We start from the raw sequence: 24,396 nt of genomic DNA, 5'->3' as shown, positions 1-24,396 counted from the left end.
TCTGATCGAGATACACAAGTGATCGAAAATCTACGCAACATCGCCATCATTGCCCACGTTGACCATGGTAAGACCACCCTGGTAGACAAACTCCTGCGTCAATCCGGCACCCTGGAGCGCAACGAGCTCAACGACGAGCGCGTGATGGACTCCAACGACCAGGAAAAAGAGCGCGGCATTACCATTCTGGCGAAAAACACCGCCATCAACTGGAACGGCTACCACATCAACATCGTGGACACCCCGGGCCACGCCGACTTCGGCGGCGAAGTTGAACGCGTAATGTCCATGGTTGACTCCGTGCTGCTGCTGGTCGACGCTCAAGACGGCCCTATGCCGCAAACCCGTTTCGTGACCAAGAAGGCTTTCGAAGCCGGCCTGCGTCCGATCGTGGTGATCAACAAGGTTGACCGTCCGGGCGCGCGTCCTGACTGGGTTCTGGACCAGATCTTCGATCTGTTCGACAACCTGGGCGCCACCGAAGAACAACTGGACTTCCAGGTTGTTTACGCTTCGGCCCTGAACGGCATCGCCGGTCTGGACCACACCGCCATGGGCGAAGACATGACCGCGCTGTACCAAGCGGTTGTCGACCACGTTCCAGCTCCGGCTGTTGACCGTGACGGTCCGTTCCAGATGCAGATCTCCGCTCTGGACTACAACAGCTTCCTGGGTGTTATCGGTGTTGGCCGTATCGCTCGTGGTCGCGTCAAGCCGAACACTCCGGTTGTCGCTATCGACGCCAACGGCAAGCGCCGCAACGGTCGTATCCTGAAGCTGATGGGTCACCACGGTCTGCACCGCGTTGACGTTGAAGAAGCAGCGGCCGGCGACATCGTCTGCATCAGCGGTTTCGACGAGCTGTTCATCTCCGATACCCTGTGCGACATCAACACCGTCGAGGCGATGAAGCCTCTGACCGTTGACGAGCCAACCGTTTCCATGACCTTCCAGGTAAACGACTCGCCATTCTGCGGTAAAGAAGGCAAGTTCGTGACCTCCCGTAACATCAAGGACCGTCTGGACAAAGAGCTGCTGTACAACGTTGCACTGCGCGTTGAAGAAGGCGACTCGGCTGACAAGTTCAAGGTATCCGGCCGTGGTGAGCTGCACCTGTCGGTACTGATCGAAACCATGCGTCGCGAAGGCTTCGAGCTGGCCCTGGGCCGTCCTGAAGTGATCATCCGTGAAGTTGACGGCGTGAAGCAGGAACCGTTCGAAAACGTGACCATCGACATCCCTGAAGAATCCCAGGGCAAGGTCATGGAAGAAATGGGTCTGCGTAAAGGCGACCTGAGCAACATGGTGCCGGATGGCAAGGGCCGTGTTCGTCTGGAATACAACATCCCTGCTCGCGGTCTGATCGGTTTCCGTAACCAGTTCCTGACCCTGACCAACGGTGCTGGCATCCTGACCTCGATCTTCGATCGTTACGCTCCAGTGAAGTCGGGCCACATGTCCGGCCGTCAGAACGGCGTTCTGGTTTCGGTTGAAACCGGCAAGGCGCTGACCTACTCCCTGGAAACCCTGCAGGCTCGTGGCAAGCTGTTCGTAGAACACGGCCAGGAGATCTACAACGGTCAGATCGTTGGTCAGAACTCCCGCGACAACGACCTGGGTGTGAACCCAACCAAAGGCAAGAAGCTCGACAACATGCGTGCTTCGGGTAAAGACGAAACCATCGCTCTGGTACCACCTGTTCGCTTCACCCTGGAACAGGCTCTGGAATACATCCAGGAAGACGAGCTGTGCGAAGTTACTCCTAAGTCCATCCGTCTTCGCAAGAAGATCCTGGACGAAAGCGAGCGTACCCGCGCTGCCAAGAAAGCCAAGGCGTAATTTAGCTCTGGCTTAAAAAAACGCCCCCGGTCGAGAGACCGGGGGCGTTTTTGTTTGTCTGGGCTTTTTTGATATCTCGTTCCCACGCAAAGCGTGGGGACGATCAAGAGCCGATCAGAACTTCTCGATCGACCGCGAATTCTGCACCCGCTCCACTTCCTTCGGCTTGTACGCGCAATATCCCGGGCGCGGGCCGATCTTCGGGTGGTTGCGGCAGGTGTCCGGGCGTTTGTCATAAATGGTGCACAACCGGCTCTTGCGATCCAGGTAGTAGCAATCGTTGTTGCTCATGCGCTGGAGCGTGAAGATTCCCGACTTCTGGTTGAAGCGCTCCACCAGACCTTCCTTTTGCAGGCGCTTGGCGATGTTCTTCGGCGGGTCGCCCAGTTCGAACTCGTCGACCACACCGATGCGCACCAGGTCCTTGATCTTGACCTCGACCGGCAGCGTGCAGCAGCTGGAAACGCACGAGCCGCACATCGGGGCCGAATATTTGGCCCAGGTATCGAGACGGTCGATCTCGGCTGCGGCGATCAGGTTGGGCTTCATCATCGGGGTTTACCAGGCGTGTGCATCAGGGCGCGCGATCATACCGGGACTGGTGGATTTTTGAACAACCTTTCGCCAGATTTTTTCTTTCTGTCATCACCGGGGCCGACAATTCGGCACGGCCCCTGCATTCATTCAGGCATTCGCCAAGGTATTGCCGAACGATCCCGCACTCTCAGGAAAAACTGCCGAACCAGAGCCGCCACCGTCGGTCAGACCGTCTAGGCTCTGACAATTCCCCGCTCGCTCGAGGTCCTATCGATGACTCAAGAACCACTAGTTCGCGAAGCAGAGGTGGCCGCATTCCGCGACGCCGTCCTGACCAAACTCACCTACGCGGTGGGCAAAGACCCGGATCACGCCTTCGACCATGACTGGTTCGAAGCCATCGCCCTGGCGGCCCGGGACCACATGGTCGAGCACTGGATGGACCACACCCGGCAGATCTACCGCAAAGGTCAGAAGCGGGTGTATTACCTCTCGCTGGAATTTCTCATCGGCCGTTTGCTGTACGACAGCCTGAGCAACCTCGGCCTGCTCGACGTCGCTCGTGAGGCGTTGACCGAACTGGGCGTGGATCTGGAGCGCATCCGCCTGCTGGAGCCCGACGCCGCGCTGGGCAACGGCGGCCTCGGACGGCTGGCGGCGTGCTTCATGGAAAGCATGTCGACCCTCGGCATCGCCGGTCACGGCTACGGCATTCGTTACGAGCACGGGTTGTTCCGCCAGGCCATCGTCGATGGTTGGCAGCAGGAACAGACCGAGCACTGGCTGGATTTCGGCAACCCGTGGGAGTTCGAGCGGCCGGAGGTCGTCTACAGCATCGGCTTCGGCGGCAGCGTCGAGACCGTCACCGATGTCAGCGGCAAGAGCAAACAGGTGTGGCACCCGGCAGAAACCGTGCGGGCGATTGCCTACGACACCCCGGTGGTCGGCTGGCGCGGGGCGAGCGTCAACACCTTGCGCTTGTGGCGCGCCCGGGCGATGGAGGACTTGCACCTGGAGCGCTTTAACGCCGGTGACCACCTGGGCGCTGTGGCCGAAGTGGCCCGGGCCGAAAGTATTTCCCGCGTTCTTTATCCGGCAGACAGCACCGAAGCCGGGCAGGAATTGCGCCTGCGTCAGGAATACTTCTTCGTCGCCGCCTCGCTTCAGGATCTGCTGCGCCGTCATCGCAACATGCACACCTCGGTGCTGACCCTCGGCGATCACGCGGCAATCCAGCTCAACGACACGCACCCCTCGATCGCCGTCGCCGAACTGATGCGTCTTCTGGTGGATGTCTATGACGTGGCCTGGGATGCGGCGTGGCAAGTCACCGTCGATACGCTCTCGTACACCAACCACACGCTGTTGCCCGAAGCACTGGAAACCTGGCCGGTGGGGTTGATGGAGCGCATGCTGCCTCGGCACATGCAGATCATCTACCTGATCAACGCCCAGCATATCGATTCGCTGCGGGCCAAGGGCATCCACGATTTCGACGTGCTGCGCGCGGTGTCGCTGATCGAGGAAGACAACGGCCGCCGGGTGCGCATGGGCAATCTTGCGTTCCTCGGCTCCCACAGCGTCAACGGCGTGTCGGGCCTGCACACGCAACTGATGCGCAAGACCGTGTTCGCCGAACTGCACAAGCTCTATCCGGAGCGAATCAACAACAAGACCAACGGCATCACCTTCCGCCGCTGGTTGTACCAGGCCAACTCCGAACTGACCTCGATGCTGGTCGATGCCCTCGGCCCGGATGTGCTCGACAACCCCGAAGAGCGTTTGCTGGATCTTGAACCGTTCGCCGAAAAAGCGGCCTTCCGCAAGGCCTTCGCCGAGCAGCGGCTGCACAGTAAAAAGGCGCTGGCCTACCTGATCCACGAGCGGCTGGGAATCGCGGTGAACCCGGCGGCGATGTTCGACGTGCAGGTCAAAAGGATCCACGAGTACAAGCGTCAGTTGCTGAACCTGATGCACACCGTGGCGCTGTATCAGGCGATTCGTGCCCAGCCGGAAACCGACTGGGTGCCGCGAGTGAAAATCTTCGCCGGCAAGGCTGCCGCGAGTTATCACCAGGCCAAACTGATCATCAAACTGACCAACGACATCGCCCGGGTAGTGAACAACGACCCGACCGTGCGCGGGCTGCTCAAGGTGGTGTTCCTGCCCAACTACAACGTCAGTCTGGCGGAGAGCATCATCCCGGCGGCGGACTTGTCGGAGCAGATATCTACCGCCGGTTTCGAGGCCTCGGGCACCAGCAACATGAAGTTCGGCCTCAACGGCGCGCTGACCATCGGCACCCTCGACGGTGCCAACGTGGAAATGTGCGAGCGCATTGGCGCCGAGCACATGTTCATCTTCGGCCTGAGCGCCCAGCAGGTCGAAGCGCGCAAGCAGAATCACGAGTTCAGCGCGGTGCCGGACATTGCGGCGTCCCATCGCCTCAATGACGTGTTGCAGGCGATCCGCAGCGGCGTGTTCTCGCCGGACGACACGTCGCGCTATACCGGGCTGATCGATTCGCTGGTGGACTACGACCGCTTCCTGGTCTGCGCCGACTTCGATTCTTACTGGGAAGCGCAGATGCGCGTCGATGCGCTCTGGCACGATTCCAACAACTGGTGGCGTTCGGCGGTGCTGAACACCGCGCGGATGGGCTGGTTCTCTTCGGACCGGACGATTCGCGAGTACGCCACGGATATCTGGAAGGCACTGGAGTAACTTTTAGCGACAAATGTGCGCCCGGCCCCACGCTTGTTGGGCCGGGCCGATATACTGAGCCCTGGTTTCGCCCCGTTCCGGGGCTGCTCAGGGATATCGACCATGCAATGGATGTTCATGTTGATCGGGCTGGTGCTCGGTTGGCTGCTCGACGAATCGTTCAGTTCTGCGCTATTGGGCGCCCTGCTGGGCCTGGTGATCGGGCAGACGATCCGCATCATGCGCCTCGGCTCGCAGGTGGCGGAGCAACAGCGGCAACTTGAACAGACAAAGGTGGCGTTGCAAGGCGTCGCGCAGCGTCTGTATCTGCTGGAGGGATCGCCCTCGCACGCGGTGCCGGCGCCAGGCGTAGAACCGGTCCCCGAGCCATTGGTCGAGCCCGCCGAGGTCGCCGAAGAGGCTGCGGCCCCTGAACTGGTCTGGGAGTTGCCACCTGAACTCGAACCTCTCTCCGCCGTCGCCAGCGAAGCCAGTCAGCCGCTACCGGCCGATGCCTGGCGTCTCGACGCCGTAACCCCCGACGCTCCCGAACCACAGCAACCTGCCGAACCTCGTGGCCCGAACCTCATCGAGCGCGGCATCAGCGCTGCGCGTAACTGGTTGTTCGGTGGCAACACCGTGCTGCGGGTCGGCGTGGTGCTGTTGTTTTTCGGTCTGGCCTTCCTGCTGCGCTACGCTACCGAAGGCATGGTGGTGCCGATCGAAATGCGTTACGCCGGGGTCGCGGCGGCGGCGCTGGGATTGCTGGCGCTGGGCTGGTGGCTGCGCCATCGCAACACGAGCTACGCCTTGATGCTGCAAGGCACCGGGATTGCAGTGTTGTACCTGACGGTATTTGCGGCGATGCGTCTGCATCCGCTGCTCGATCCGTCCGCCGCGCTGGGATTGCTGGTGGCGGTGACGGTGTTCTCGGCCATTCTGGCCATCACCCAGGATTCCCTCGCCCTGGCCTGCGTCGCCGCGTTGGGCGGTTTCGCTGCGCCGATTCTGACTTCCACCGGCGCCGGTAATCATGTCGCACTGTTCAGCTATTTCGCGTTGCTCAACGCCGGCATTCTGACCATCGCCTGGTTCAAGGCCTGGCGCCTGCTCAACCTGATCGGTTTCGCCGGCACTTTCGGCATCGGTTTCGCCTGGGGCGTGCGTTCGTATGCGCCGGAACTGCTGTGGAGCACCGAGCCGTTCCTGATTCTGTTCTTCCTGATGTACCTGGCCATCGGCCTGCTGTTCGCTCGGCGCAAGCTGCTGGACATGCCGGACGCCCCGGCGGATGGCGATCGCGAGGCGCTGCTGAATTGGTCGGCGCGCAAGGGCGACTACGTCGACGGCACCATGCTGTTCGGGCCGCCGCTGGTGGGTTTCGGTCTGCAATTCGCGCTGGTGCAGCATCTGGAATTTGCCGCCGCGTTCAGTGCACTGGCACTGGGCATGATTTACATGGCGCTCGCCCGGGTATTGATGGGTGGCCGAGCGCTGCTGCTGGGCGAGACCTGCCTGGCGCTCGGGGTGATTTTCGCCAGCCTGGCGATTCCGCTGGGGCTGGATGCGCGCTGGACTTCTGCGGCCTGGGCGGTGGAGGGCGCGGGGATTTTCTGGCTGGGTCTGCGTCAACATCGCCCGTTGGCCCGGGCGTTTGCGATGCTGCTGCAACTGGGTTCGGCGCTGGCATTTACCAGCCACTTGCGCGCTGGCGAGGCCAGTCTGGTCGACGGTGCGCCGCTGGGCGCGTTGATGCTCGGGTTGGCGCTGCTGTTCAGTTTCTATCAATTGCGCAAGGCGTTGCCGGACCAGACTTCAGCGTGGGAGCGCGAGAGCTTGCCGGTGATGGCCAGTCTGGGCCTGGGTTTCCTCTATCTGCTGGCGCCGCTGTTTTTCTTCGTCCAGTTCACGGCAATCAGTTGGGCCCTGGCCGGACTGGTGACCTTGTTCGCCGGCTTGCGCCTGCAATCGCGGACGTTCCTTTTCTGCGCATTTGCCGTGCAACTGCTCGGCGGTGCGTTGTTCCTGTTGCGCCTGCAAGGGGCGGGTGAGGATTCGGCGGCCGTGTTCAGCGCTGGCTGGAGCGGTTTGCTCAGCGCCTCATTGATCGGTCTGGCACTGATCGCCGGCATGCTGCTGGCGGCGCGTGACGAAATGGTGCGCAGCGATGTGCGGCTGCTGCGCGGTTTGTCGGTGGTGCTGCTGGCGGGGTTGGTGCTGATCAATCTGGCGGTGTTGTTCGTGTTGCCGTGGCAGACCGCGAGCGCGGTGTGGGCGGCCAGTGGCTTGCTGATCATCTGGCTCAGCCTGTACCTCAAGCAGCGCGTGAGTTTTGTCTTCGGTCTGTTGTTGCAACTGATCGGCGGCGCGGCGTTTTTGCTGGCTGGTCCCGAGTTGCTCGGGCCTTTGTCCAGCGAAGGTCTGCGGCCGCTGGCCCATGGTGGATTCTGGACGCCACTGGTGCTTGGGCTGGCGGCGATGATCGGTGCGTGGCGCCTGCAAGTGGGCAATCATGCCTCGGCGTTCGATGTGCTGAGTTTGCAGCGGTTGTCCGAAGTGCTGCTGGTGTGGGGTGCCGGTTGGTGGGCGCTGGCGTGGGTCAGCGAGGTGCTGCGTTTTGCGCCGCTGAATCTGCAGGCGACGTTGTTGCTGCTGGTCGCCGCGTTGAGTGTCGCATTGTGGACAGTGTTGGCATTGCGCCTGAAATGGCCGTCGCTCGGGTTGCTCTGCACTTTGCTGATTCCGGCGGCCGGACTGGTATTGCTCGCCGCGTGGCACTCGCGTTATCAACCGGCGGCCAACTTCGGCTGGCTGGCGTGGGCGGCGGTGTTCGCGGTGCATTTCTTCAGCCTGCGGCGTCTGGCGCCGATGCTGCCGGCGCGGGCCTTGAGCACCGCGCATGTGCTCGGTTGCTGGCTGCTGATCGGCGTGCTGGCGCTGGAGCTGCGCTACGGCTTGCTGCTGTTGTCCGAGCAATACAACGCCTGGCGCTGGCTGGGCTGGGCGATTCTGCCGAGCGTGTATCTGTTGCTGATGGCCGCGCCGCGCAACTGGCCGTGGCCGGTGGCAGCGTTCCCTCGCGAATATCGCCTGTACGCAGCGGCGCCGCTGGCGGTGCTGATGCTCGTCTGGTTCTGGCTGGCGAACGGGGTGAGCGACGGCAACGCCGAACCGCTGCCTTACGTGCCGCTGATCAACCCGCTGGAGCTGGGCCTGTTGATCGCGTTGTTCAGCGTTTATGTCTGGTCGCGCAGTGCGGTAGCCGGGTTGTCGATCCGCAAGGACTACGCCGCTCACGCCTCGCAACTGATTGCCGGTGTTTCGCTGTTCGCCTTCTGCACCGCGCTGGTGACCCGCGCCGCGCACCATTGGGCCGGGATCCCGTTCGAGCTGGACCTGTTGCTTGAATCGATGCTGGTGCAGGCCGGGTTGTCCATCGTCTGGACGCTGATGGCGCTCGGGCTGATGATCGGCGGGCACCTGCGCCATCGCCGCGAAGTGTGGCTGATCGGTGCGGCGCTGATTGCGCTGGTGGTGGCCAAACTGATTTTTGTCGAACTAAGCAACCGTGGCGGGCTGGCGCGGATCGTCTCGTTTATCGGCGTCGGCGTGTTGCTGCTGGTGGTGGGTTACTTCGCGCCACTGCCGCCCAAACGCGTCGAAGCTGCACCGGAGGCGGACAAGCCGGCCCCGGAAACCGAAGGAGTGTCGTCTTGAGTCGCAAGCTTAATCTCGGGTGGCTGTTGCTGGGCGTGGCCATGACGGCCGGCGCCCAGGAAAAACCGGCGGACTTCGCCGCGCAGGTGCCGTTGTCGGTCAGCGGCTCCGGCCCGTGGTATCGCCTCGAACTGCCGCTGAGCGTCCAATTGCAGGCCCGCCAGACCGATCTCAGTGACTTGCGGGTGTTCAACGCCGCCGGTGAACCGCAGGCCTATGCGCTGGCCCGGGAATCGGCGCAAACCCGCGACGACGGCCACATGAACACGGTGAAGTGGTTTCCGCTGTACAACTCGGCGGATGCCACCGAGCGCGCGCCGAGCGTGCGCGTGCAATCGACGACCACCGGCACGCTGGTGGAAGTGCAGCCGTCCAGCCAACTGGAAGCGGGTGAAGAAGTGCTGCGCGGCTGGCTGCTGGATGCCAGCGCAATCAAGGCACCGCTGCAGCAACTGATCCTCGACTGGACTAGCGAGCGCGACGGCTTCCAGCGTTTCAGCATCGAGGCCAGCGACGACCTGCAGCACTGGCAGCCGTGGGGTGAAGGCCAGGTCGCGCGCCTGACTTTTTCCGATGAGCGCATCGAACAGCATGAAGTCGCGCTGCCGGGGCAATCGGCGCGCTATCTGCGGTTGTTGTGGGATTCGCCCAGTGCGGCCCCGACCCTGACCTCGGCGCAGTTGAAAAGCAGCGACCCGCAAAACCTGCCGTTGCCGCTGGTCTGGTCGCCAGCGCTGGCCGGCAGCAGCACCAAGGCCGGGGAATACACCTGGGAGTTGCCGATGGGGCTGAATGTCGAGCGGGTCCAGATCGAATTGAAACAACCCAACAGCCTGGCGCCGGTGACGCTCTCGGGGCGCCGCGAAACCAGCCTGCCATGGCAGACGTTGAGCAGCGGTCTGCTCTATCGCCTGACCCAGAATGGCCAGGACGTGGTGCAGAACGAATTGCAGCTTTACGGGCAGACCGTCCAGCAGTTGAAGCTGACAGTCGACGAACGCGGCGGCGGCCTCGGCGAACAGGCGCCGAGCATCAAGTACGCGGTGCGCGCCACTCAGGTGATCTTTCTTGCACGCGGTGACGGGCCTTACAGCCTGGCGCTGGGCAATCCGACGGTGAGAACGGCAAACCTGCCGCTGACCACACTGATCCCCGATTTCAAACCAGAGAAACTGGCCACGCTGGGCAAGGCCACGGTGCAGGGCGATGCAGTCGCGACGCAGACAACGACGGCGACGACAGCAGCTGTCGCCGAGACCAACTGGAAGAAAATCGGATTGTGGGCGGTATTACTGTTGAGTGTGCTGTTTCTGGCCGCGATGGCCTTCAGTCTGCTGCGCAAGCCGCCGGCGAAGTCCTGAATATGACGGGTGTGGCCTCTACACCCGTCGGGTTTCCAACTACGCTGAATCCCGTGCCTGAACTCTCCCGGTTCGATCACGTCTGATAGCAGGAATTGCACCCGACGCACGTTAGCGGGCGTCATTGCTCGCTACGGTTTCAGACTCCCTGTAAACTGCGCGGGTTTTCAGCCCCCCATTCCACCGGAGCCGTCCATGTCCCGCGTTACCCTGAGTCGCTATTTGATTGAGCAGACCCGCAGCAACAACACTCCTGCCGATCTGCGCTTCCTGATCGAAGTGGTGGCGCGTGCCTGCAAAGAGATCAGCCACGCCGTGTCCAAAGGCGCCCTGGGCGGTGTTCTGGGCAGCATGGGCACGGAAAACGTGCAAGGCGAAGTGCAGAAGAAACTCGACGTGCTGTCGAACGAAATCCTGCTCGAAGCCAACGAGTGGGGCGGTCACCTGGCCGGCATGGCGTCCGAAGAAATGGACAATGCCTACCAGATCCCGGGCAAATATCCGAAAGGCGCCTACCTGCTGGTATTCGACCCGCTGGACGGTTCGTCGAACATCGACATCAACGCCCCGGTCGGCACCATTTTCTCGGTACTGCGCTGCCCGAACGAATACCTGAGCCAGAACGAAGCCCTGAATGAAAAGGCCTTCCTGCAGCCAGGCACCCAGCAGGTTGCAGCCGGTTACGCGATCTACGGTCCGCAGACCATGTTGATCCTGACCCTGGGCAACGGCGTGAAGGGCTTCACCCTGGACCGCGAAATGGGCAGCTTCGTCCTGACCCACGAAGACATCACCATTCCTGAAAGCACCCAGGAATTTGCGATCAACATGTCCAACCAGCGTCACTGGGAAGCCCCGGTACAGCGCTACGTTTCGGAACTGCTGGCCGGTGAAGAAGGCCCGCTGAAGAAGAACTACAACATGCGTTGGGTCGCGGCGATGGTTGCCGATGTGCACCGCATCCTGACCCGTGGCGGTCTGTTCATGTACCCGCGCGACAGCCGCGAGCCATCCAAGCCAGGCAAACTGCGCCTGATGTACGAAGCCAACCCGATGTCGTTCCTGGTGGAACAGGCGGGCGGCGCTTCCACCGACGGTCACCAGCGCATTCTCGACATCCAGCCTGAAGGCCTGCACCAGCGCGTAGCGGTGTTCCTCGGCTCGAAAGAAGAAGTCGCCCGCGCCACGGCTTACCACAAGGAATAAACCATGACCGCGCCCTGGCAGCCGTTGCTCGATTGGTGGTTCGGTCATGCCGAGTCAGCGACTGAAGTGACGGCGCAACAGGGCAAGTTGTGGTTCGGCAAAAAAGACAGCCAGGACCTCGAAGCGCGTGAGCGTTTCGGGGTCTTTGTCGATCAGGCCCTCGCCGGCGGATTGACCGAGTGGACGCAACGTCCCGAAGGTTGGCTGGCGGCGGTGCTGCTGCTCGATCAGCTTCCGCGAATGATCTTTCGCGATACACCCAAGGCTTTTTCCGGCGATCTGCGGGCGCAGAAACTGGTTGCCCAAGGCATCGCGGCGGATTTCGACCGGCAGTTGAAACCGATTCAGCGACTCTTCATCTACCTCGTCTTCGAACACTGCGAAAACCTTGCGGTGCAGAATGAAGCGGTCTCGCGATTCATCGAACTGGTGGCTGAACAGCCGGAGGCGGAGCGCGGGGTGTTTGCCGACAACCTGGATTATGCCGAGCGGCATCAACGGGTGATTGCGCGGTTCGGGCGGTTTCCGCATCGCAATGCGGTGTTGGGGCGGGAGTCTACGGCGGAGGAGTTGGAGTTTCTTTCGCAGCCGGGATCGAGTTTCTGAATCAGCATCCAGACGACTGACCTCTTCGCAGAAAGGCCTGCGAAGAGATCAGTAAGAGCGCCTTAGATCCGGAAACTACCCACCAACTGCTTCAACCGCGCAGCCTGCTGCTCCAGATCCGCACAAGCGCGCAACGTCGCCTGCAGGTTCTCCACACCTTCCTGGTTCAGCGTGTTGATCTCGTTGATGTCGACGTTGATCGACTCGACCACCGCCGTCTGCTCTTCGGTCGCGGTCGCCACCGACTGGTTCATCCCGTCGATCTCGCCGATGCGCTGGGTCACGCTTTCCAGACGTTCGCCGGCCTGGTTGGCGATGCCGACGCTGCTTTCGCTCTCGCGCTGGCTCTCGGTCATGATGCCGACCGCCTGACGCGCGCCGACCTGCAGTTCTTCGATCATGCTCTGCACTTGCTGCGCCGAATCCTGGGTGCGGTGCGCCAGGTTGCGTACTTCGTCGGCGACCACGGCGAAACCACGACCGGCCTCACCGGCACGGGCCGCTTCGATGGCGGCGTTGAGCGCCAGCAGGTTGGTCTGCTGGGAGATGCTGGTGATCACTTCCAGAATCTGCCCGATGTTCACGGTGTTGCTGTTCAGGGTTTCGATGTTGCCGCAGGAGTCGCTGATCTTCGCCGACAGCTGCTGCATTGCGTGGATGGTTTTATCCACAACCTGCTGGCCGTCGACCGCCAGGCTGCGCGCGTCGCTGGAGTGCTGCGAGGCGAGGGCGGCGTTCTGGGCGATTTCCTGGGCGGCGGCGCCGAGCTGGTTGATCGCGGCGGCCACGCTGTTGGTGCGCGAAGCCTGCTGGTCGGAATTGAACATCGACGAGTTGGACGCCGCGACCACCCGCAGGGCGACTTCGTTGACCTGCCCGGTGGCCGAGGACACTTCGCGGATCGAGGTGTGGATACGCTCGACGAAACGGTTGAACGACAAACCCAGCGCGCCGAACTCGTCGTGGCCATGGATTACCAGACGCTTGGTCAGGTCGCCTTCGCCTTCGGCGATGTCATGCATGGCGCGGCCCATGGTCAGCAGCGGTTGCATCAGCACGCGGATCAGCATGCCGAGCAGGGCGATGATGATCACCACGGCGATGACCATGGCGATCAGCGCCGAGGTGCGGAACTCGCTGAGCATCGAGAACGCGGTGTCCTTGTCCAGCACCAGACCCACGTACCAGTCGGCCGACGGCACGCCGTTGACGCGGGTGAAGGAGATCAACTGCGTCTTGCCGTCGAACTCGACTTCTTTCAGGCCCGGGCTGACTTTCGGCGCACCGTTGGGATAGGCCTCGGCCAGGGTCTTGAGCACCAGTTTGCTGTCCGGGTGGATCAGGATTTTGCCGTCGGCACTGACGATGAACGCGTGGCCGTGGCCGCCGAAGTTCAGCGAGTTGATGATCGCGCTGACGCTGCTCAGGTCGATGTCGGCGCCGGCCACACCGATCATCTGGCCCTGACGCTGCACCGGGGTGGCGACGGTGATCACCAGTTTGCCCGACGACGCGGCGATGTACGGTTCGGTGACGATGGTCTGCTGGGCGCTGTTCGCGGCCTTGTACCAGCCACGGGCGCGCGGGTCGTAGTCCGGCGCGCGGTTGCCGGCCGGGACCGAGAACATCACGCCGTCGGCGCCGCCGAAATAGCTGAGCTGGAAATTGCCGGTGTAGGCGGGCAGGTCGATGATGCGTTTCAGGCTGGCCGGAGCGCTGCCGTCGGCGACAACCTGCTGCGACATCGATTGCAGCAGCTGGATGCGGCTTTCCAGCCAGGTCTGGATGTTGCTGGTGGTCAGGCTGCCCAGCTCCTGCATTGACGCTTCGGTGCTGCTTTGCAGGGCTTCGCGTTGTCGATAGTCGTTGAACAAAATGAAACAGGCGAACGCTACGGCCACCACGAGGGCGGCAGCCAACAAGATCTTGTGGCTGAATTTCATGTTTCTGGTCATTAAGTGAGCTACCGCGAAGGGGCTGGTCAAGAAAGGGCGGCAATTTGCCACACTCTCGGGCTTTGCGCTGCTCTTATTTCGACCGCCGCGCGACAAAGATGAGGACGCTTTTGTTAAAGGCGACGAAATGCTCAATAGCCCTACAAAGTGTCTGATTTACCGATGAATGCCGGACGAGCGGGCCAATAAATAGCCACCTGCCGAGGGAACCAGACAGGGGTTTTCTCTTCTAAGCTTCTGGTTGGCGCCAGGCCATCCCCCTTCCGTTCCAGGAGTTACACCATGTCGCTGCGATCTATCGCCCTTCTGTCGTTTTGCGTGCTGCTGGCCGCATGCAGCAAGGTCAATCAGGAAAACTACTCGAAGCTCTCGGCCGGCATGGCCAAGGCCGAGGTGGAGACGCTGCTTGGCAAGCCTACCGACTGCTCGGGTGCGCTCGGCATGTCCAGTTGCACCTGGGGCGACAAGAACAGCTTTATCAGCGTGCAGTACGCCGGTGACAAAGTGTTGATGTTTTCCGGCCAAGGCCTGAAGTAAACCGGGGCTACGCGCCCACGGGAGAAAAACAATGAAGCGGTTATTGCTTGTCCTTTTTGCCGGCCTGGTACTGGCCGGCTGCGCCACCACCGGTGAAGATCCGCTGGCGCCCAAGACAGTCCACAGCGTCAATCTCAAGCGTTACCAGGGCACCTGGTACGAGCTGGCGCGACTGCCGATGTATTTTCAGCGCAATTGCGCACAATCCGAAGCCCGTTACACCCTCGAATCGGACGGCAACCTGGGCGTGTTTAACCGTTGCCTGACCAAGGACTGGCAATGGGAAGAGGTCAAGGGCACGGCTTATCCACAGGTGCCGGGCAAGACCGACAAATTGTGGGTCGAGTTCGATACCTGGTTCTCGCGGCTGATTCCGGGCTCGGCGAAGGGCCAATACTGGGTGCTGTACGTCAGCGACGACTACAAGACTGCCATCGTTGGCGACCCGAGCCGACGTTACCTGTGGCTGTTGTCCCGCACGCCGACCGTGAATGGTGTGGTGCGCGAAGAACTGCTGAGCAAGGCGCGTCAGCAGGGTTATGACACCACGCGGTTGATCTGGCGGGCATCGGATCAGCAGATGGCCAAGACGTCCAACTGACGCGCAACAAAAAGCCTGTGGAGGTTGCCCTCCACAGGTTTTTTTGTGTCAGCCCAAAAGGTCTCGCAGGACTTGGGTGAAGGCGCGATTGCTGTTCTCTTCCCCGGCATGTCGCCCCTCGCGAACGACCCACTGACCGTTGACCAGCACGTCGCGCACCTGACGGTCGCCACCAGCAAACAGCCAGCGGTTGAGGATGCCGTCACCGCTGGCCGTGGCCAGATACGGATCGCTGCCATCGAGCACAATCCAGTCGGCGCGTTTGCCGACCTCCAGCGCGCCGATCGGCTGGCCCAGCGCCTGAGCGCCGCCGTCCAGTGCGGCGTCATACAACGTGCGGCCAACCATCGGCTGATCCGCACCATACAAGCGGTTGCGCCGCTGATCGCGCAGACGCTGGCCGTATTCCAGCCAACGCAATTCTTCCACCACGCTCAACGACACATGGCTGTCGGAACCGATGCCCATGCGTCCGCCCTGAGCGAGGAAATCCACCGCCGGGAAAATCCCGTCGCCAAGGTTGGCTTCGGTGGTCAGACACAGACCGGCAATGGCGCGACTCTTGGCCATCAGCGTGACTTCTTCCGGATTGGCGTGGGTCGCGTGGACCAGGCACCAGCGCTGATCGACTTCGGTGTTTTCGTACAGCCATTGCAGCGGACGGCGACCGCTCCAGCTCAGGCAGTCATCGACTTCTTTCTGCTGTTCGGCGATGTGGATGTGCACCGGGCATTGCTTGTCGCTGGCCGCCAGCACTTCGCTGATCTGCTGCGGCGTGACCGCGCGCAACGAGTGGAAACACAATCCCAGCGACTGGGCCTTCTGCTGCGCCAGCAACGGTTGCAGGCGCGATTGCAGTTTCAGGTAGTTTTCGGTGCTGTTGATGAAGCGGCGCTGACCTTCGTTTGGCGTCTGGCCACCGAAACCGCTGTGGCTATAGAGCACCGGCAACAGTGTCAGGCCGATACCGGCGGAGCTGGCGGCCTGGCTGATGCGCAACGCCAGCTCGGCCGGATCGGCGTACGGCTGACCGTTGTGATCGTGGTGAACGTAATGGAATTCGGCGACCGAGGTGTAACCGGCCTTGAGCATTTCGATGTACAGCTGACGGGCAATCACGCCGAGCTGGTCCGGGCTGATTTTTCCGACGAGCCGGTACATCAGATCGCGCCAGGTCCAGAAACTGTCATTGGGATTGCCGGCCACTTCTGCCAGCCCGGCCATCGCTCGCTGGAACGCGTGGGAGTGCAGATTCGGCATGCCCGGCAGCAGCGGACCGCTCAGCCGTTCGGCGCCTTCTGCGGTGGAATCGGCCTGGATTCGGGTCAATACGCCGTCGGCGCTGACCTCGAGACGTACATTGTTGGCCCATCCGTTAGGCAGCAGCGCGCGTTCGGCAAAGAAGGCGGACATGGTTCAGCACCCCATCGTGTGTTATTTGTATATACATATACAGACGTTTGCCTGCCCGGTAAACTCCGGCAAGCTAGCAACCTTATCCAATGAACAGGGATCCATCGTGCCGACTCCGCCTCCAGTTTCTCCGTTGGCCGCGAACATGGGCGACAGTCCGGCGCCCTTGTACGCCCGCGTCAAACAGATGATTACCCAGCAGATCGACAGTGGTAACTGGCCGCCGCATTACCGCGTGCCGTCGGAAAGCGAGCTGGTCAGCCAGTTGGGTTTCAGCCGCATGACCATCAACCGCGCGCTGCGGGAAATGACCGCCGACGGTCTGTTGGTGCGCATGCAAGGCGTCGGCACCTTCGTCGCCGAGCCGAAGAGCCAGTCCGCGCTGTTCGAGGTGCACAACATCGCCGACGAAATCGCGTCCCGTGGCCATCGCCACACCTGCCAGGTGATCACCCTGGAAGAAGAGGCCGCCGGTTCCGAGCGCGCGCTGGCGCTGGATATGCGCGAAGGGCAGAAGGTGTTCCATTCGCTGATCGTGCATTACGAAAACGACATTCCGGTGCAGATCGAAGACCGTTTCGTCAACGCGCTGGTCGCCCCGGAATACCTCAAGCAGGACTTCACCCTGCAAACGCCATACGCCTATCTGAACCAGGTCGCGCCGCTGACCGAAGGCGAGCATGTGGTCGAAGCGATCCTCGCCGAGCCGTCCGAATGCAAATTGCTGCAGATCGAAAAAGGCGAGCCTTGCCTGCTGATCCGTCGCCGTACGTGGTCGGGCCGTCAGCCGGTAACCGCCGCGCGTCTGATTCACCCCGGTTCCCGTCATCGTCTGGAAGGTCGGTTTCATAAATGAAAGAGTTGAAGGTTTTACGCGCCGAAGGTTACCCGCGCATGCCGTGGAAAAACGGCGGCGGCAGCACCGAGGAAATCACCCGTGACGCCGGTGCCGGCCTTGATGGTTTCGGCTGGCGCCTGTCGATTGCCGACATCGCCGAATCCGGTGGTTTCTCGACGTTTACCGGTTATCAACGGGTGATCACGGTGTTGCAGGGCGACGGTATGACCCTGTGTGTCGACGGCGACGACACCCGGCCGCTGTTACCCCTCGATCCGTTTGCCTTCAGCGGTGAAAGCCAGGTGTCCTGTACCTTGCTCGGCGGGGCGATCCGCGATTTCAACCTGATCTATGCGCCACAGCGTTACAGCGCGCGCTTGCAGTGGCTGGAGGGCGAGCAGCGATTTTTCAGCTCCGCCGGCACCGTTCTCGTTTTCAGTGTCAGCGAGTTACTGCAAGTGCAGGTCGGTGACAGCGCTTCGCAGCTTGGCCGGCATGATTGCCTGCAACTGGACGGCAACACCGGTCTGGTGGAAATCGCCGTCAACGCGGGCTGCTGCGTGATCGAACTGACTGCACGCTGATCCGGTTCTTGAAAAACCGCCGCTTTGAACAGTGCCCATAAGGGCTGTTGAGGGCGGCGGTTTTTTTCATCCCGACGTTCCCGAACGCGCACCAACTTGTTACCGAACGCCCCAGCGTGGCGCAAAACCACGCACATGAACTCGCCTTCCGCTTGTTCAAACCAACCCCGCGAAAAAATTCATACACGCCACAACCCTTGATTCAGGCGTCCTTCAGCCGTCCCTGCATTTTTATTGATCAACCCTCCAACAAGTTGGCCGCTCGATTGCATATGCTTGTATGTACAAGTAAAGACGTATGCGTATGAGTCGTCAGAGGTTCTCCGCAGCGTCCCTGATTCGCTTGTCGCGCATTGAAGCGCACAGGCCGCTTGCCCATCGCCAGGGTTGGTTTGAATTGATCGCTGAGGAGTCTTTTTCGTGACTGACAATAAGCCTACAAAATATCGTGACGTTGAAATTCGTGCATCGCGCGGCAACAAGCTGACCGCCAAGAGTTGGCTGACCGAAGCGCCGCTGCGCATGCTGATGAACAACCTCGACCCGGAAGTGGCCGAGAACCCGAAAGAGCTGGTGGTCTACGGTGGCATCGGCCGCGCCGCGCGCAACTGGGAGTGCTACGACAAGATCGTCGAAAGCCTGACCAACCTGAATGACGACGAAACCCTGCTGGTGCAGTCCGGCAAACCGGTCGGCGTGTTCAAGACCCACAGCAACGCCCCGCGTGTGCTGATCGCCAACTCCAACCTGGTGCCGCACTGGGCGACCTGGGAACACTTCAACGAACTCGACGCGAAAGGTCTGGCCATGTACGGCCAGATGACCGCCGGCAGCTGGATCTACATCGGCAGCCAGGGCATCGTGCAGGGCACTTACGAAACCTTCGTCGAAGCCGGTCGCCAGCATTACGATTCCAACCTCAAGGGCCGCTGGGTCCTGACCGCCGGCCTTGGCGGCATGGGTGGCGCTCAGCCATTGGCCGCGACCCTGGCCGGTGCCTGCTCGCTGAACATCGAATGCCAGCAGGTGAGCATCGATTTCCGCCTGAAAAGCCGTTACGTCGACGAGCAGGCCAAGGACCTCGACGACGCTCTGGCACGCATCACCAAATACACGAAAGAAGGCAAGGCGATCTCCATCGCGCTGCTGGGTAACGCCGCCGAAATCCTTCCGGAACTGGTCCGTCGCGGCGTGCGCCCGGACATGGTCACCGACCAGACCAGCGCCCACGACCCGCTCAACGGCTACCTGCCGGCCGGCTGGACCTGGGACGAATACCGCGCCCGCGCCAAGACCGAACCGGCCGCTGTGATCAAGGCCGCCAAGCAGTCGATGGCGGTCCACGTCAAAGCCATGCTGGACTTCCAGAAGCAAGGCATTCCGACCTTCGACTACGGCAACAACATTCGTCAGATGGCTCAGGAAGAGGGCGTCGAGAACGCCTTCGACTTCCCGGGTTTCGTGCCGGCCTACATCCGTCCGCTGTTCTGCCGTGGCATCGGCCCGTTCCGCTGGGCGGCGCTGTCGGGTGATCCGCAGGACATCTACAAGACCGACGCCAAGGTCAAGGAACTGATCCCGGACGACGCCCACCTGCACAACTGGCTGGACATGGCCCGCGAGCGCATCAGCTTCCAGGGTCTGCCGGCACGTATCTGCTGGGTCGGTCTGGGCCAGCGCGCCAAGCTCGGTCTGGCGTTCAACGAAATGGTCCGTCGCGGCGAGCTGTCGGCCCCGATCGTGATCGGTCGCGACCACCTCGACTCCGGCTCGGTGTCCAGCCCGAACCGTGAAACCGAATCGATGCAGGACGGTTCCGACGCCGTCTCCGACTGGCCACTGCTCAACGCCTTGCTCAACACCGCGAGCGGCGCGACCTGGGTGTCGCTGCACCACGGCGGCGGCGTCGGCATGGGCTTCTCGCAACACTCGGGCATGGTGATTGTCTGCGACGGTACGGATGAAGCAGCCGAGCGTATCGCTCGCGTGCTGCACAACGACCCGGGCACCGGTGTGATGCGTCACGCCGATGCCGGTTACCAGATCGCCATCGACTGCGCCAAGGAGCAAGGGCTGAACCTGCCGATGATCACCGGCAAATAAAAAACGGCGGGTGCGAGCGTGCTCGCTCCCGCGCAAGCCAATACAACAACAAAACCCAGAACAATCCACAGAGGTTGAATCATGGCTGGCAACACCGATCGTGCAAGCAACAAACCGTTGATCGAAAGGCGTTCGATCGACTACATCCCGGAAGCGGAAAGACACGGTCGTCTATTCAGTCAGTTCACCCTGTGGATGGGTGCCAACCTGCAAATCACCGCGATTGTCACCGGGGCGTTGGCCGTGGTGCTGGGCGGTGACGTGTTCTGGTCGTTGATCGGTCTGTTGATCGGTCAACTGCTGGGCGGCGGCGTCATGGCGCTGCACGCGGCGCAAGGGCCGAAGCTGGGCCTGCCGCAGATGATCTCCAGCCGTGTGCAGTTCGGGGTGTATGGCGCGGCGATTCCGATCGTGCTGGTGTGCCTGATGTACCTCGGCTTCACCGCCACCGGCACGGTGCTGTCCGGTCAGGCGCTGGGCCAGTTGTTCGGGGTCAGCGACACCGTCGGCATCCTGCTGTTCGCCAGCGTCATTGTGGTGGTCACGGTGCTCGGCTATCGGGTGATCCACTGGATCGGCCGTATCGCCAGTGTCATTGGCGTGATCGCTTTTGTTTATCTGTTCAGCCGTCTGATGAGTCAAGTGGACGTCGGCGCACTCCTGCAAATCCGTCACTTCAGCTGGAGCAGTTTCCTGCTGGCGGTGTCGCTGGCGGCGTCCTGGCAGATCGCCTTCGGCCCTTATGTGGCGGACTACTCGCGTTACCTGCCGAGCAAGGTTTCCTCGGTGAAAACCTTCTTTGCTGCCGGCGCCGGCTCGGTGATCGGCGCGCAAGTGGCGATGATTCTCGGTGTGTTCGCGGCGGCTTCGGCCAACGGCCAGTTCGCCGGCCATGAAGTGGCTTACATCGTCGGTCTGGGCGGCACCGGTGCCACCGCTGCGCTGCTGTATTTCAGCATCGCGTTCGGCAAGGTGACCATCTCCACCCTGAACTCCTATGGCAGCTTCATGTGCATCGCGACCATCATCAGCGGCTTCCGTGGCCACCTGACGGTCACCCGGATGCAGCGCCTGGTGTTCGTGCTGGTGATCGTCGGTGCCGCGACCCTGATCGCCTTGCTCGGCCAGCACTCGTTCCTCGGTGCCTTCAAGTCTTTCATCCTGTTCCTGCTGGCGTTCTTCACGCCGTGGAGCGCGATCAACCTCGTGGACTACTACTGCATTACCCGTGAGCACTACGACGTGCCGGCGCTGGCCGACCCGAACGGTCGCTACGGTCGCTGGAACCTCCTCGGGATCAGCGTCTATGTGTTCGGTGTGCTGGTGCAGCTGCCGTTCATCTCCACCAAGTTCTATACCGGTCCGCTGGTGGCCGCACTGGGTGATGTGGACATCTCGTGGATCATCGGTCTGGTGCTGCCCGCTGCGCTTTACTACGTGTGCGCAAAGAAATGGCACGGCAGCGTGCCCGATCACCTGATTCTGCCGGTCGAGCAGAACAGCGTTGTACAACCTGAAGCAAACGGGACCGGCCGCGCTGCGGCGCAGGCCTGATCTGGACGTGGACAGGGCTGGATGCCTCTTGAACTGCCGTAAGCCAATTCATGATTAGGAGCGTCACAACAATGAAATCGAACAAGACCCTGCTGACCACATTGCTGTCCATGGGCCTGCTGGCCAGTGCCGGTGCCACCCAGGCCGCCGGCTGGTGCGAATCCGGCAAACCGGTGAAATTCGCCGGCCTGAACTGGGAAAGCGCGATGTTGCTGACCGACGTGCTGCAGGTCGTGCTGGAGAAAGGTTACGACTGCAAGACCGACAGCCTGCCGGGCAACTCCATCACCATGGAAAACGCCCTGAGCAGCAACGATATTCAAGTTTTTGCCGAAGAGTGGGTCGGCCGCAGCGAGGTCTGGAACAAGGCCGAGAAGGCCGGCAAGGTCGTCGGTGTCGGCGCGCCTGTCGTCGGTGCAGTTGAAGGCTGGTACGTGCCGCGCTACGTGATCGAAGGCGATGCCAAGCGCAAGATCGAAGCCAAGGCCCCGGACCTGAAAAACATCGCTGATCTGGGCAAATACTCGGCGATCTTCAAGGACGCCGAAGAGCCTTCCAAGGGCCGCTTCTACAACTGCCCGGCCGGCTGGACCTGCGAGCTGGACAACAGCGAAATGCTGAAAAGCTACGGCCTGGAAAACAGCTACACCAACTTCCGTCCGGGCACCGGCCCGGCGCTGGATGCGGCGGTGCTGTCGAGCTACAAGCGCGGCGAGCCGATCCTGTTCTACTACTGGTCGCCAACCCCGCTGATGGGCCAGATCGACGCGGTCAAACTGGAAGAGAAACCGGGCGTCGACAAGCGCGTGACCATCAAGGTCGGCCTGTCCAAGACTTTCCACGAGGAAGCCCCCGAGCTGGTGGCCGTGCTGGAAAAGGTCAACCTGCCGATCGACCTGCTGAACCAGAACCTGGGCCGCATGACCAAGGAGCGGATCGAGTCGCCGAAGCTGGCGAAAATCTTCCTCAAGGAACATCCTGAGGTCTGGCATGCGTGGGTCAGCGACGACGCTGCCAAGAAAATCGACGCGGCGCTGTAGGTCGATACCTCCCGGCTAACCGTGAGGCTGGCCGGGAGAATTGCCGTCATCGCTTGATTGAGATTTCTGATTGAGAGCCGCTTATGTTTCCCGAACGCTTTACGTTTTCCATCGCCGACTGGGTCAACGGTTGGGTCGATGCACTGGTCACCAACTACGGTGACGTGTTCCGCCATATCTCCGACACCCTGCTGTGGGCCATCGTCAACCTTGAAGGCCTGCTGCGCGCCGCACCGTGGTGGTTGATGCTGGCCATCGTCGCGGGCGTTGCCTGGCACGCCACGCGCAAGGTCGTGACCACCGCTGTGATCGTTGGCCTGCTGTTCCTGGTCGGCGCCGTCGGCCTCTGGGACAAACTCATGCAGACACTGGCGCTGATGATGGTCGCCACGGTCATCTCGGTGCTGATCGGTGTGCCGCTGGGGATCCTCTCGGCCCGCAGCAATCGCCTGCGTTCGTTCCTGATGCCGCTGCTCGACATCATGCAGACCATGCCCAGCTTCGTGTACCTGATCCCGGTGCTGATGCTGTTCGGCCTGGGCAAGGTGCCGGCGATTTTCGCCACCGTGATCTACGCCGCACCGCCGCTGATCCGCCTGACCGATCTGGGCATCCGCCAGGTCGACGGTGAAGTGATGGAAGCCATCAACGCTTTCGGCGCCAACCGCTGGCAGCAACTGTTCGGCGTGCAACTGCCGCTGGCCCTGCCGAGCATCATGGCGGGGATCAACCAGACCACCATGATGGCCCTGTCGATGGTGGTGATCGCCTCGATGATCGGTGCCCGTGGCCTGGGTGAAGATGTGCTGGTGGGCATCCAGACCCTCAACGTCGGACGCGGCCTTGAAGCCGGTCTGGCGATCGTGATTCTCGCAGTGGTCATCGACCGCATTACCCAGGCGTATGGTCGGCCACGGCATGAGGTGAGCAAATGAGCAACGCAACCGTGAGCAAGATCGAAGTCAAAAACGTCTTCAAGATTTTCGGCAACCGTTCCAGGGACGCGCTGGCCATGGTCGGCCAGGGCAAGACCAAGGAGCAGGTACTGAACGAGACCGGTTGCGTGGTCGGGGTCAACGACCTGTCCCTGAGCATCGGCACCGGCGAGATCTTCGTGATCATGGGCCTGTCCGGCTCCGGCAAATCCACGCTGGTGCGCCACTTCAACCGCCTGATCGACCCGACCAGCGGCGCGATCCTGGTGGACGGCGTGGACATCCTGCAATACGACATGGACGCCCTGCGCGAATTTCGCCGGCACAAGATCAGCATGGTGTTCCAGAGCTTCGGCCTGCTGCCCCACAAGACCGTGCTCGACAACGTCGCCTACGGCCTGAAAGTGCGCGGCGAGAGCAAGCAACTGTGCGCCGAGCGCGCGTTGCACTGGATCAACACCGTGGGCCTCAAGGGCTACGAAAACAAATACCCGCACCAGCTCTCCGGCGGCATGCGCCAGCGTGTCGGCCTGGCCCGCGCGCTGGCGGCGGACACCGACATCATCCTGATGGACGAGGCGTTCAGCGCCCTCGACCCGCTGATCCGCGCCGAGATGCAGGACCAGTTGCTGGAGCTGCAAAAGACCCTGCACAAGACCATCGTCTTCATCACCCACGACCTCGACGAGGCCGTGCGCATCGGCAACCGCATCGCGATCCTCAAGGACGGCCGCCTGATTCAGGTCGGTACGCCGAAAGAGATCCTGCACTCGCCGGCGGACGAGTATGTCGACCGCTTCGTGCAGCGGCGGGCGGCGGTGGTTTGAGGTTCGTTCCCACGTCGAACCGTCAGCGTGGGAATGCATT

At 61.8% G+C, this 24,396-nt stretch carries 18 protein-coding genes and 1 pseudogene; 15 read left to right on the top strand and 4 right to left on the bottom strand.

Going from position 1 to position 24,396, the window contains the following annotated elements; genetic code table 11:
- The first annotated feature begins 18 nt into the window (after positions 1 to 18).
- Entirely contained in the window at positions 19 to 1,839 is a 1,821-nt protein-coding gene (typA, locus tag M5B44_RS06715; protein ID WP_085712784.1) for a translational GTPase TypA, read from the top strand.
- A gap of 114 nt (positions 1,840 to 1,953) precedes the next feature.
- On the opposite strand, the gene M5B44_RS06710 is transcribed toward typA, so the two are convergent.
- Complete coding sequence (locus M5B44_RS06710) at positions 1,954 to 2,391, bottom strand: YkgJ family cysteine cluster protein (RefSeq protein ID WP_007961740.1); 438 nt, start codon at positions 2,389 to 2,391, stop codon at positions 1,954 to 1,956.
- Positions 2,392 to 2,649: 258 nt separating this feature from the next.
- Here M5B44_RS06710 and M5B44_RS06705 point away from each other — a divergent pair, with 258 nt between their 5' ends.
- From M5B44_RS06705 to M5B44_RS06685, 5 genes are all read left to right on the top strand, one after another.
- Positions 2,650 to 5,100: a glycogen/starch/alpha-glucan phosphorylase gene (locus M5B44_RS06705; RefSeq protein ID WP_085712786.1), complete on the top strand. Its 2,451-nt coding sequence runs from the start codon at positions 2,650 to 2,652 to the stop codon at positions 5,098 to 5,100.
- A gap of 102 nt (positions 5,101 to 5,202) precedes the next feature.
- Complete coding sequence (locus tag M5B44_RS06700; protein WP_248738619.1) at positions 5,203 to 8,796, top strand: DUF2339 domain-containing protein; 3,594 nt, start codon at positions 5,203 to 5,205, stop codon at positions 8,794 to 8,796.
- Positions 8,793 to 10,157 carry a DUF3999 domain-containing protein gene (locus M5B44_RS06695; RefSeq protein ID WP_248738618.1) on the top strand — a complete coding sequence of 455 codons (1,365 nt, stop codon included), beginning with the start codon at positions 8,793 to 8,795 and terminating at the stop codon, positions 10,155 to 10,157. Before M5B44_RS06700 ends, M5B44_RS06695 begins: the two co-directional genes overlap by 4 nt.
- A gap of 195 nt (positions 10,158 to 10,352) precedes the next feature.
- A complete protein-coding gene (locus tag M5B44_RS06690; protein WP_065261556.1) occupies positions 10,353 to 11,363 on the top strand; it encodes a class 1 fructose-bisphosphatase in 1,011 nt (336 codons plus the stop codon).
- 3 nt (positions 11,364 to 11,366) lie between these two features.
- On the top strand, positions 11,367 to 11,969 hold the full coding sequence (locus M5B44_RS06685; protein WP_248738617.1) for a DUF924 family protein: 603 nt from the start codon (positions 11,367 to 11,369) through the stop codon (positions 11,967 to 11,969).
- A gap of 62 nt (positions 11,970 to 12,031) precedes the next feature.
- Here the strand turns inward: M5B44_RS06685 and M5B44_RS28985 are convergent, their stop codons facing one another.
- Positions 12,032 to 12,796, bottom strand: coding sequence for a methyl-accepting chemotaxis protein (locus tag M5B44_RS28985; RefSeq protein WP_371320915.1), 765 nt, complete (start codon positions 12,794 to 12,796; stop codon positions 12,032 to 12,034).
- A 93-nt stretch (positions 12,797 to 12,889) separates the two neighbouring features.
- A pseudogene (locus M5B44_RS28980) lies at positions 12,890 to 13,912 on the bottom strand (cache domain-containing protein); the annotation flags it as partial.
- Positions 13,913 to 14,206: 294 nt separating this feature from the next.
- Between M5B44_RS28980 and M5B44_RS06675 the strand changes: the two are divergent.
- Positions 14,207 to 14,461 (top strand): hypothetical protein, encoded by a 255-nt coding sequence (locus M5B44_RS06675; protein WP_007952486.1) that lies wholly within the window; start codon positions 14,207 to 14,209, stop codon positions 14,459 to 14,461.
- 31 nt (positions 14,462 to 14,492) lie between these two features.
- Positions 14,493 to 15,062, top strand: coding sequence for a lipocalin family protein (locus M5B44_RS06670; RefSeq protein ID WP_085712791.1), 570 nt, complete (start codon positions 14,493 to 14,495; stop codon positions 15,060 to 15,062).
- 48 nt (positions 15,063 to 15,110) lie between these two features.
- Here the strand turns inward: M5B44_RS06670 and M5B44_RS06665 are convergent, their stop codons facing one another.
- Complete coding sequence (locus M5B44_RS06665; protein ID WP_248738615.1) at positions 15,111 to 16,475, bottom strand: formimidoylglutamate deiminase; 1,365 nt, start codon at positions 16,473 to 16,475, stop codon at positions 15,111 to 15,113.
- Positions 16,476 to 16,620: 145 nt separating this feature from the next.
- Between M5B44_RS06665 and hutC the strand changes: the two genes are divergently transcribed.
- From hutC to M5B44_RS06630, 7 genes are all read left to right on the top strand, one after another.
- On the top strand, positions 16,621 to 17,331 hold the full coding sequence (gene hutC / locus M5B44_RS06660; RefSeq protein WP_162803449.1) for a histidine utilization repressor: 711 nt from the start codon (positions 16,621 to 16,623) through the stop codon (positions 17,329 to 17,331).
- Positions 17,328 to 17,897 carry a HutD family protein gene (locus M5B44_RS06655; protein WP_248738614.1) on the top strand — a complete coding sequence of 190 codons (570 nt, stop codon included), beginning with the start codon at positions 17,328 to 17,330 and terminating at the stop codon, positions 17,895 to 17,897. The genes hutC and M5B44_RS06655 overlap by 4 nt, the downstream gene beginning before the upstream one ends.
- A gap of 420 nt (positions 17,898 to 18,317) precedes the next feature.
- Positions 18,318 to 20,000: a urocanate hydratase gene (gene hutU, locus M5B44_RS06650; RefSeq protein ID WP_248738613.1), complete on the top strand. Its 1,683-nt coding sequence runs from the start codon at positions 18,318 to 18,320 to the stop codon at positions 19,998 to 20,000.
- Between the two features lie 81 nt (positions 20,001 to 20,081).
- On the top strand, positions 20,082 to 21,554 hold the full coding sequence (locus M5B44_RS06645; protein ID WP_085711025.1) for a purine-cytosine permease family protein: 1,473 nt from the start codon (positions 20,082 to 20,084) through the stop codon (positions 21,552 to 21,554).
- A gap of 71 nt (positions 21,555 to 21,625) precedes the next feature.
- Positions 21,626 to 22,594, top strand: a complete 969-nt coding sequence (locus tag M5B44_RS06640; protein WP_085732540.1) for an ABC transporter substrate-binding protein — start codon at positions 21,626 to 21,628, stop codon at positions 22,592 to 22,594.
- 83 nt (positions 22,595 to 22,677) lie between these two features.
- Positions 22,678 to 23,529 carry an ABC transporter permease gene (locus M5B44_RS06635; RefSeq protein WP_085711027.1) on the top strand — a complete coding sequence of 284 codons (852 nt, stop codon included), beginning with the start codon at positions 22,678 to 22,680 and terminating at the stop codon, positions 23,527 to 23,529.
- Positions 23,526 to 24,356: a quaternary amine ABC transporter ATP-binding protein gene (locus tag M5B44_RS06630; RefSeq protein WP_085711028.1), complete on the top strand. Its 831-nt coding sequence runs from the start codon at positions 23,526 to 23,528 to the stop codon at positions 24,354 to 24,356. The genes M5B44_RS06635 and M5B44_RS06630 overlap by 4 nt, the downstream gene beginning before the upstream one ends.
- Positions 24,357 to 24,396: the final 40 nt, after the last annotated feature.

This window comes from Pseudomonas sp. MWU12-2029 (assembly GCF_023242425.1).
In the GTDB taxonomy this organism is placed as follows: Bacteria; Pseudomonadota; Gammaproteobacteria; order Pseudomonadales; family Pseudomonadaceae; genus Aquipseudomonas; species Aquipseudomonas kribbensis.
This window is presented reverse-complemented; position numbering and strand designations above follow the sequence as displayed.

What these genes read in the sequence shown, in the direction of transcription:
- M5B44_RS06710 (WP_007961740.1), bottom strand. Translation starts at nt 2,391, where the DNA reads ATGATGAAGCCCAACCTGATCGCCGCAGCCGAGATCGACCGTCTCGAT.
- M5B44_RS06705 (WP_085712786.1), top strand. Translation starts at nt 2,650, where the DNA reads ATGACTCAAGAACCACTAGTTCGCGAAGCAGAGGTGGCCGCATTCCGC.
- M5B44_RS06700 (WP_248738619.1), top strand. Translation starts at nt 5,203, where the DNA reads ATGCAATGGATGTTCATGTTGATCGGGCTGGTGCTCGGTTGGCTGCTC.
- M5B44_RS06690 (WP_065261556.1), top strand. Translation starts at nt 10,353, where the DNA reads ATGTCCCGCGTTACCCTGAGTCGCTATTTGATTGAGCAGACCCGCAGC.
- M5B44_RS06685 (WP_248738617.1), top strand. Translation starts at nt 11,367, where the DNA reads ATGACCGCGCCCTGGCAGCCGTTGCTCGATTGGTGGTTCGGTCATGCC.
- M5B44_RS28985 (WP_371320915.1), bottom strand. Translation starts at nt 12,796, where the DNA reads ATGTTCAATTCCGACCAGCAGGCTTCGCGCACCAACAGCGTGGCCGCC.
- M5B44_RS06675 (WP_007952486.1), top strand. Translation starts at nt 14,207, where the DNA reads ATGTCGCTGCGATCTATCGCCCTTCTGTCGTTTTGCGTGCTGCTGGCC.
- M5B44_RS06670 (WP_085712791.1), top strand. Translation starts at nt 14,493, where the DNA reads ATGAAGCGGTTATTGCTTGTCCTTTTTGCCGGCCTGGTACTGGCCGGC.
- M5B44_RS06665 (WP_248738615.1), bottom strand. Translation starts at nt 16,475, where the DNA reads ATGTCCGCCTTCTTTGCCGAACGCGCGCTGCTGCCTAACGGATGGGCC.
- hutC (WP_162803449.1), top strand. Translation starts at nt 16,621, where the DNA reads ATGGGCGACAGTCCGGCGCCCTTGTACGCCCGCGTCAAACAGATGATT.
- M5B44_RS06655 (WP_248738614.1), top strand. Translation starts at nt 17,328, where the DNA reads ATGAAAGAGTTGAAGGTTTTACGCGCCGAAGGTTACCCGCGCATGCCG.
- M5B44_RS06645 (WP_085711025.1), top strand. Translation starts at nt 20,082, where the DNA reads ATGGCTGGCAACACCGATCGTGCAAGCAACAAACCGTTGATCGAAAGG.
- M5B44_RS06640 (WP_085732540.1), top strand. Translation starts at nt 21,626, where the DNA reads ATGAAATCGAACAAGACCCTGCTGACCACATTGCTGTCCATGGGCCTG.
- M5B44_RS06635 (WP_085711027.1), top strand. Translation starts at nt 22,678, where the DNA reads ATGTTTCCCGAACGCTTTACGTTTTCCATCGCCGACTGGGTCAACGGT.
- M5B44_RS06630 (WP_085711028.1), top strand. Translation starts at nt 23,526, where the DNA reads ATGAGCAACGCAACCGTGAGCAAGATCGAAGTCAAAAACGTCTTCAAG.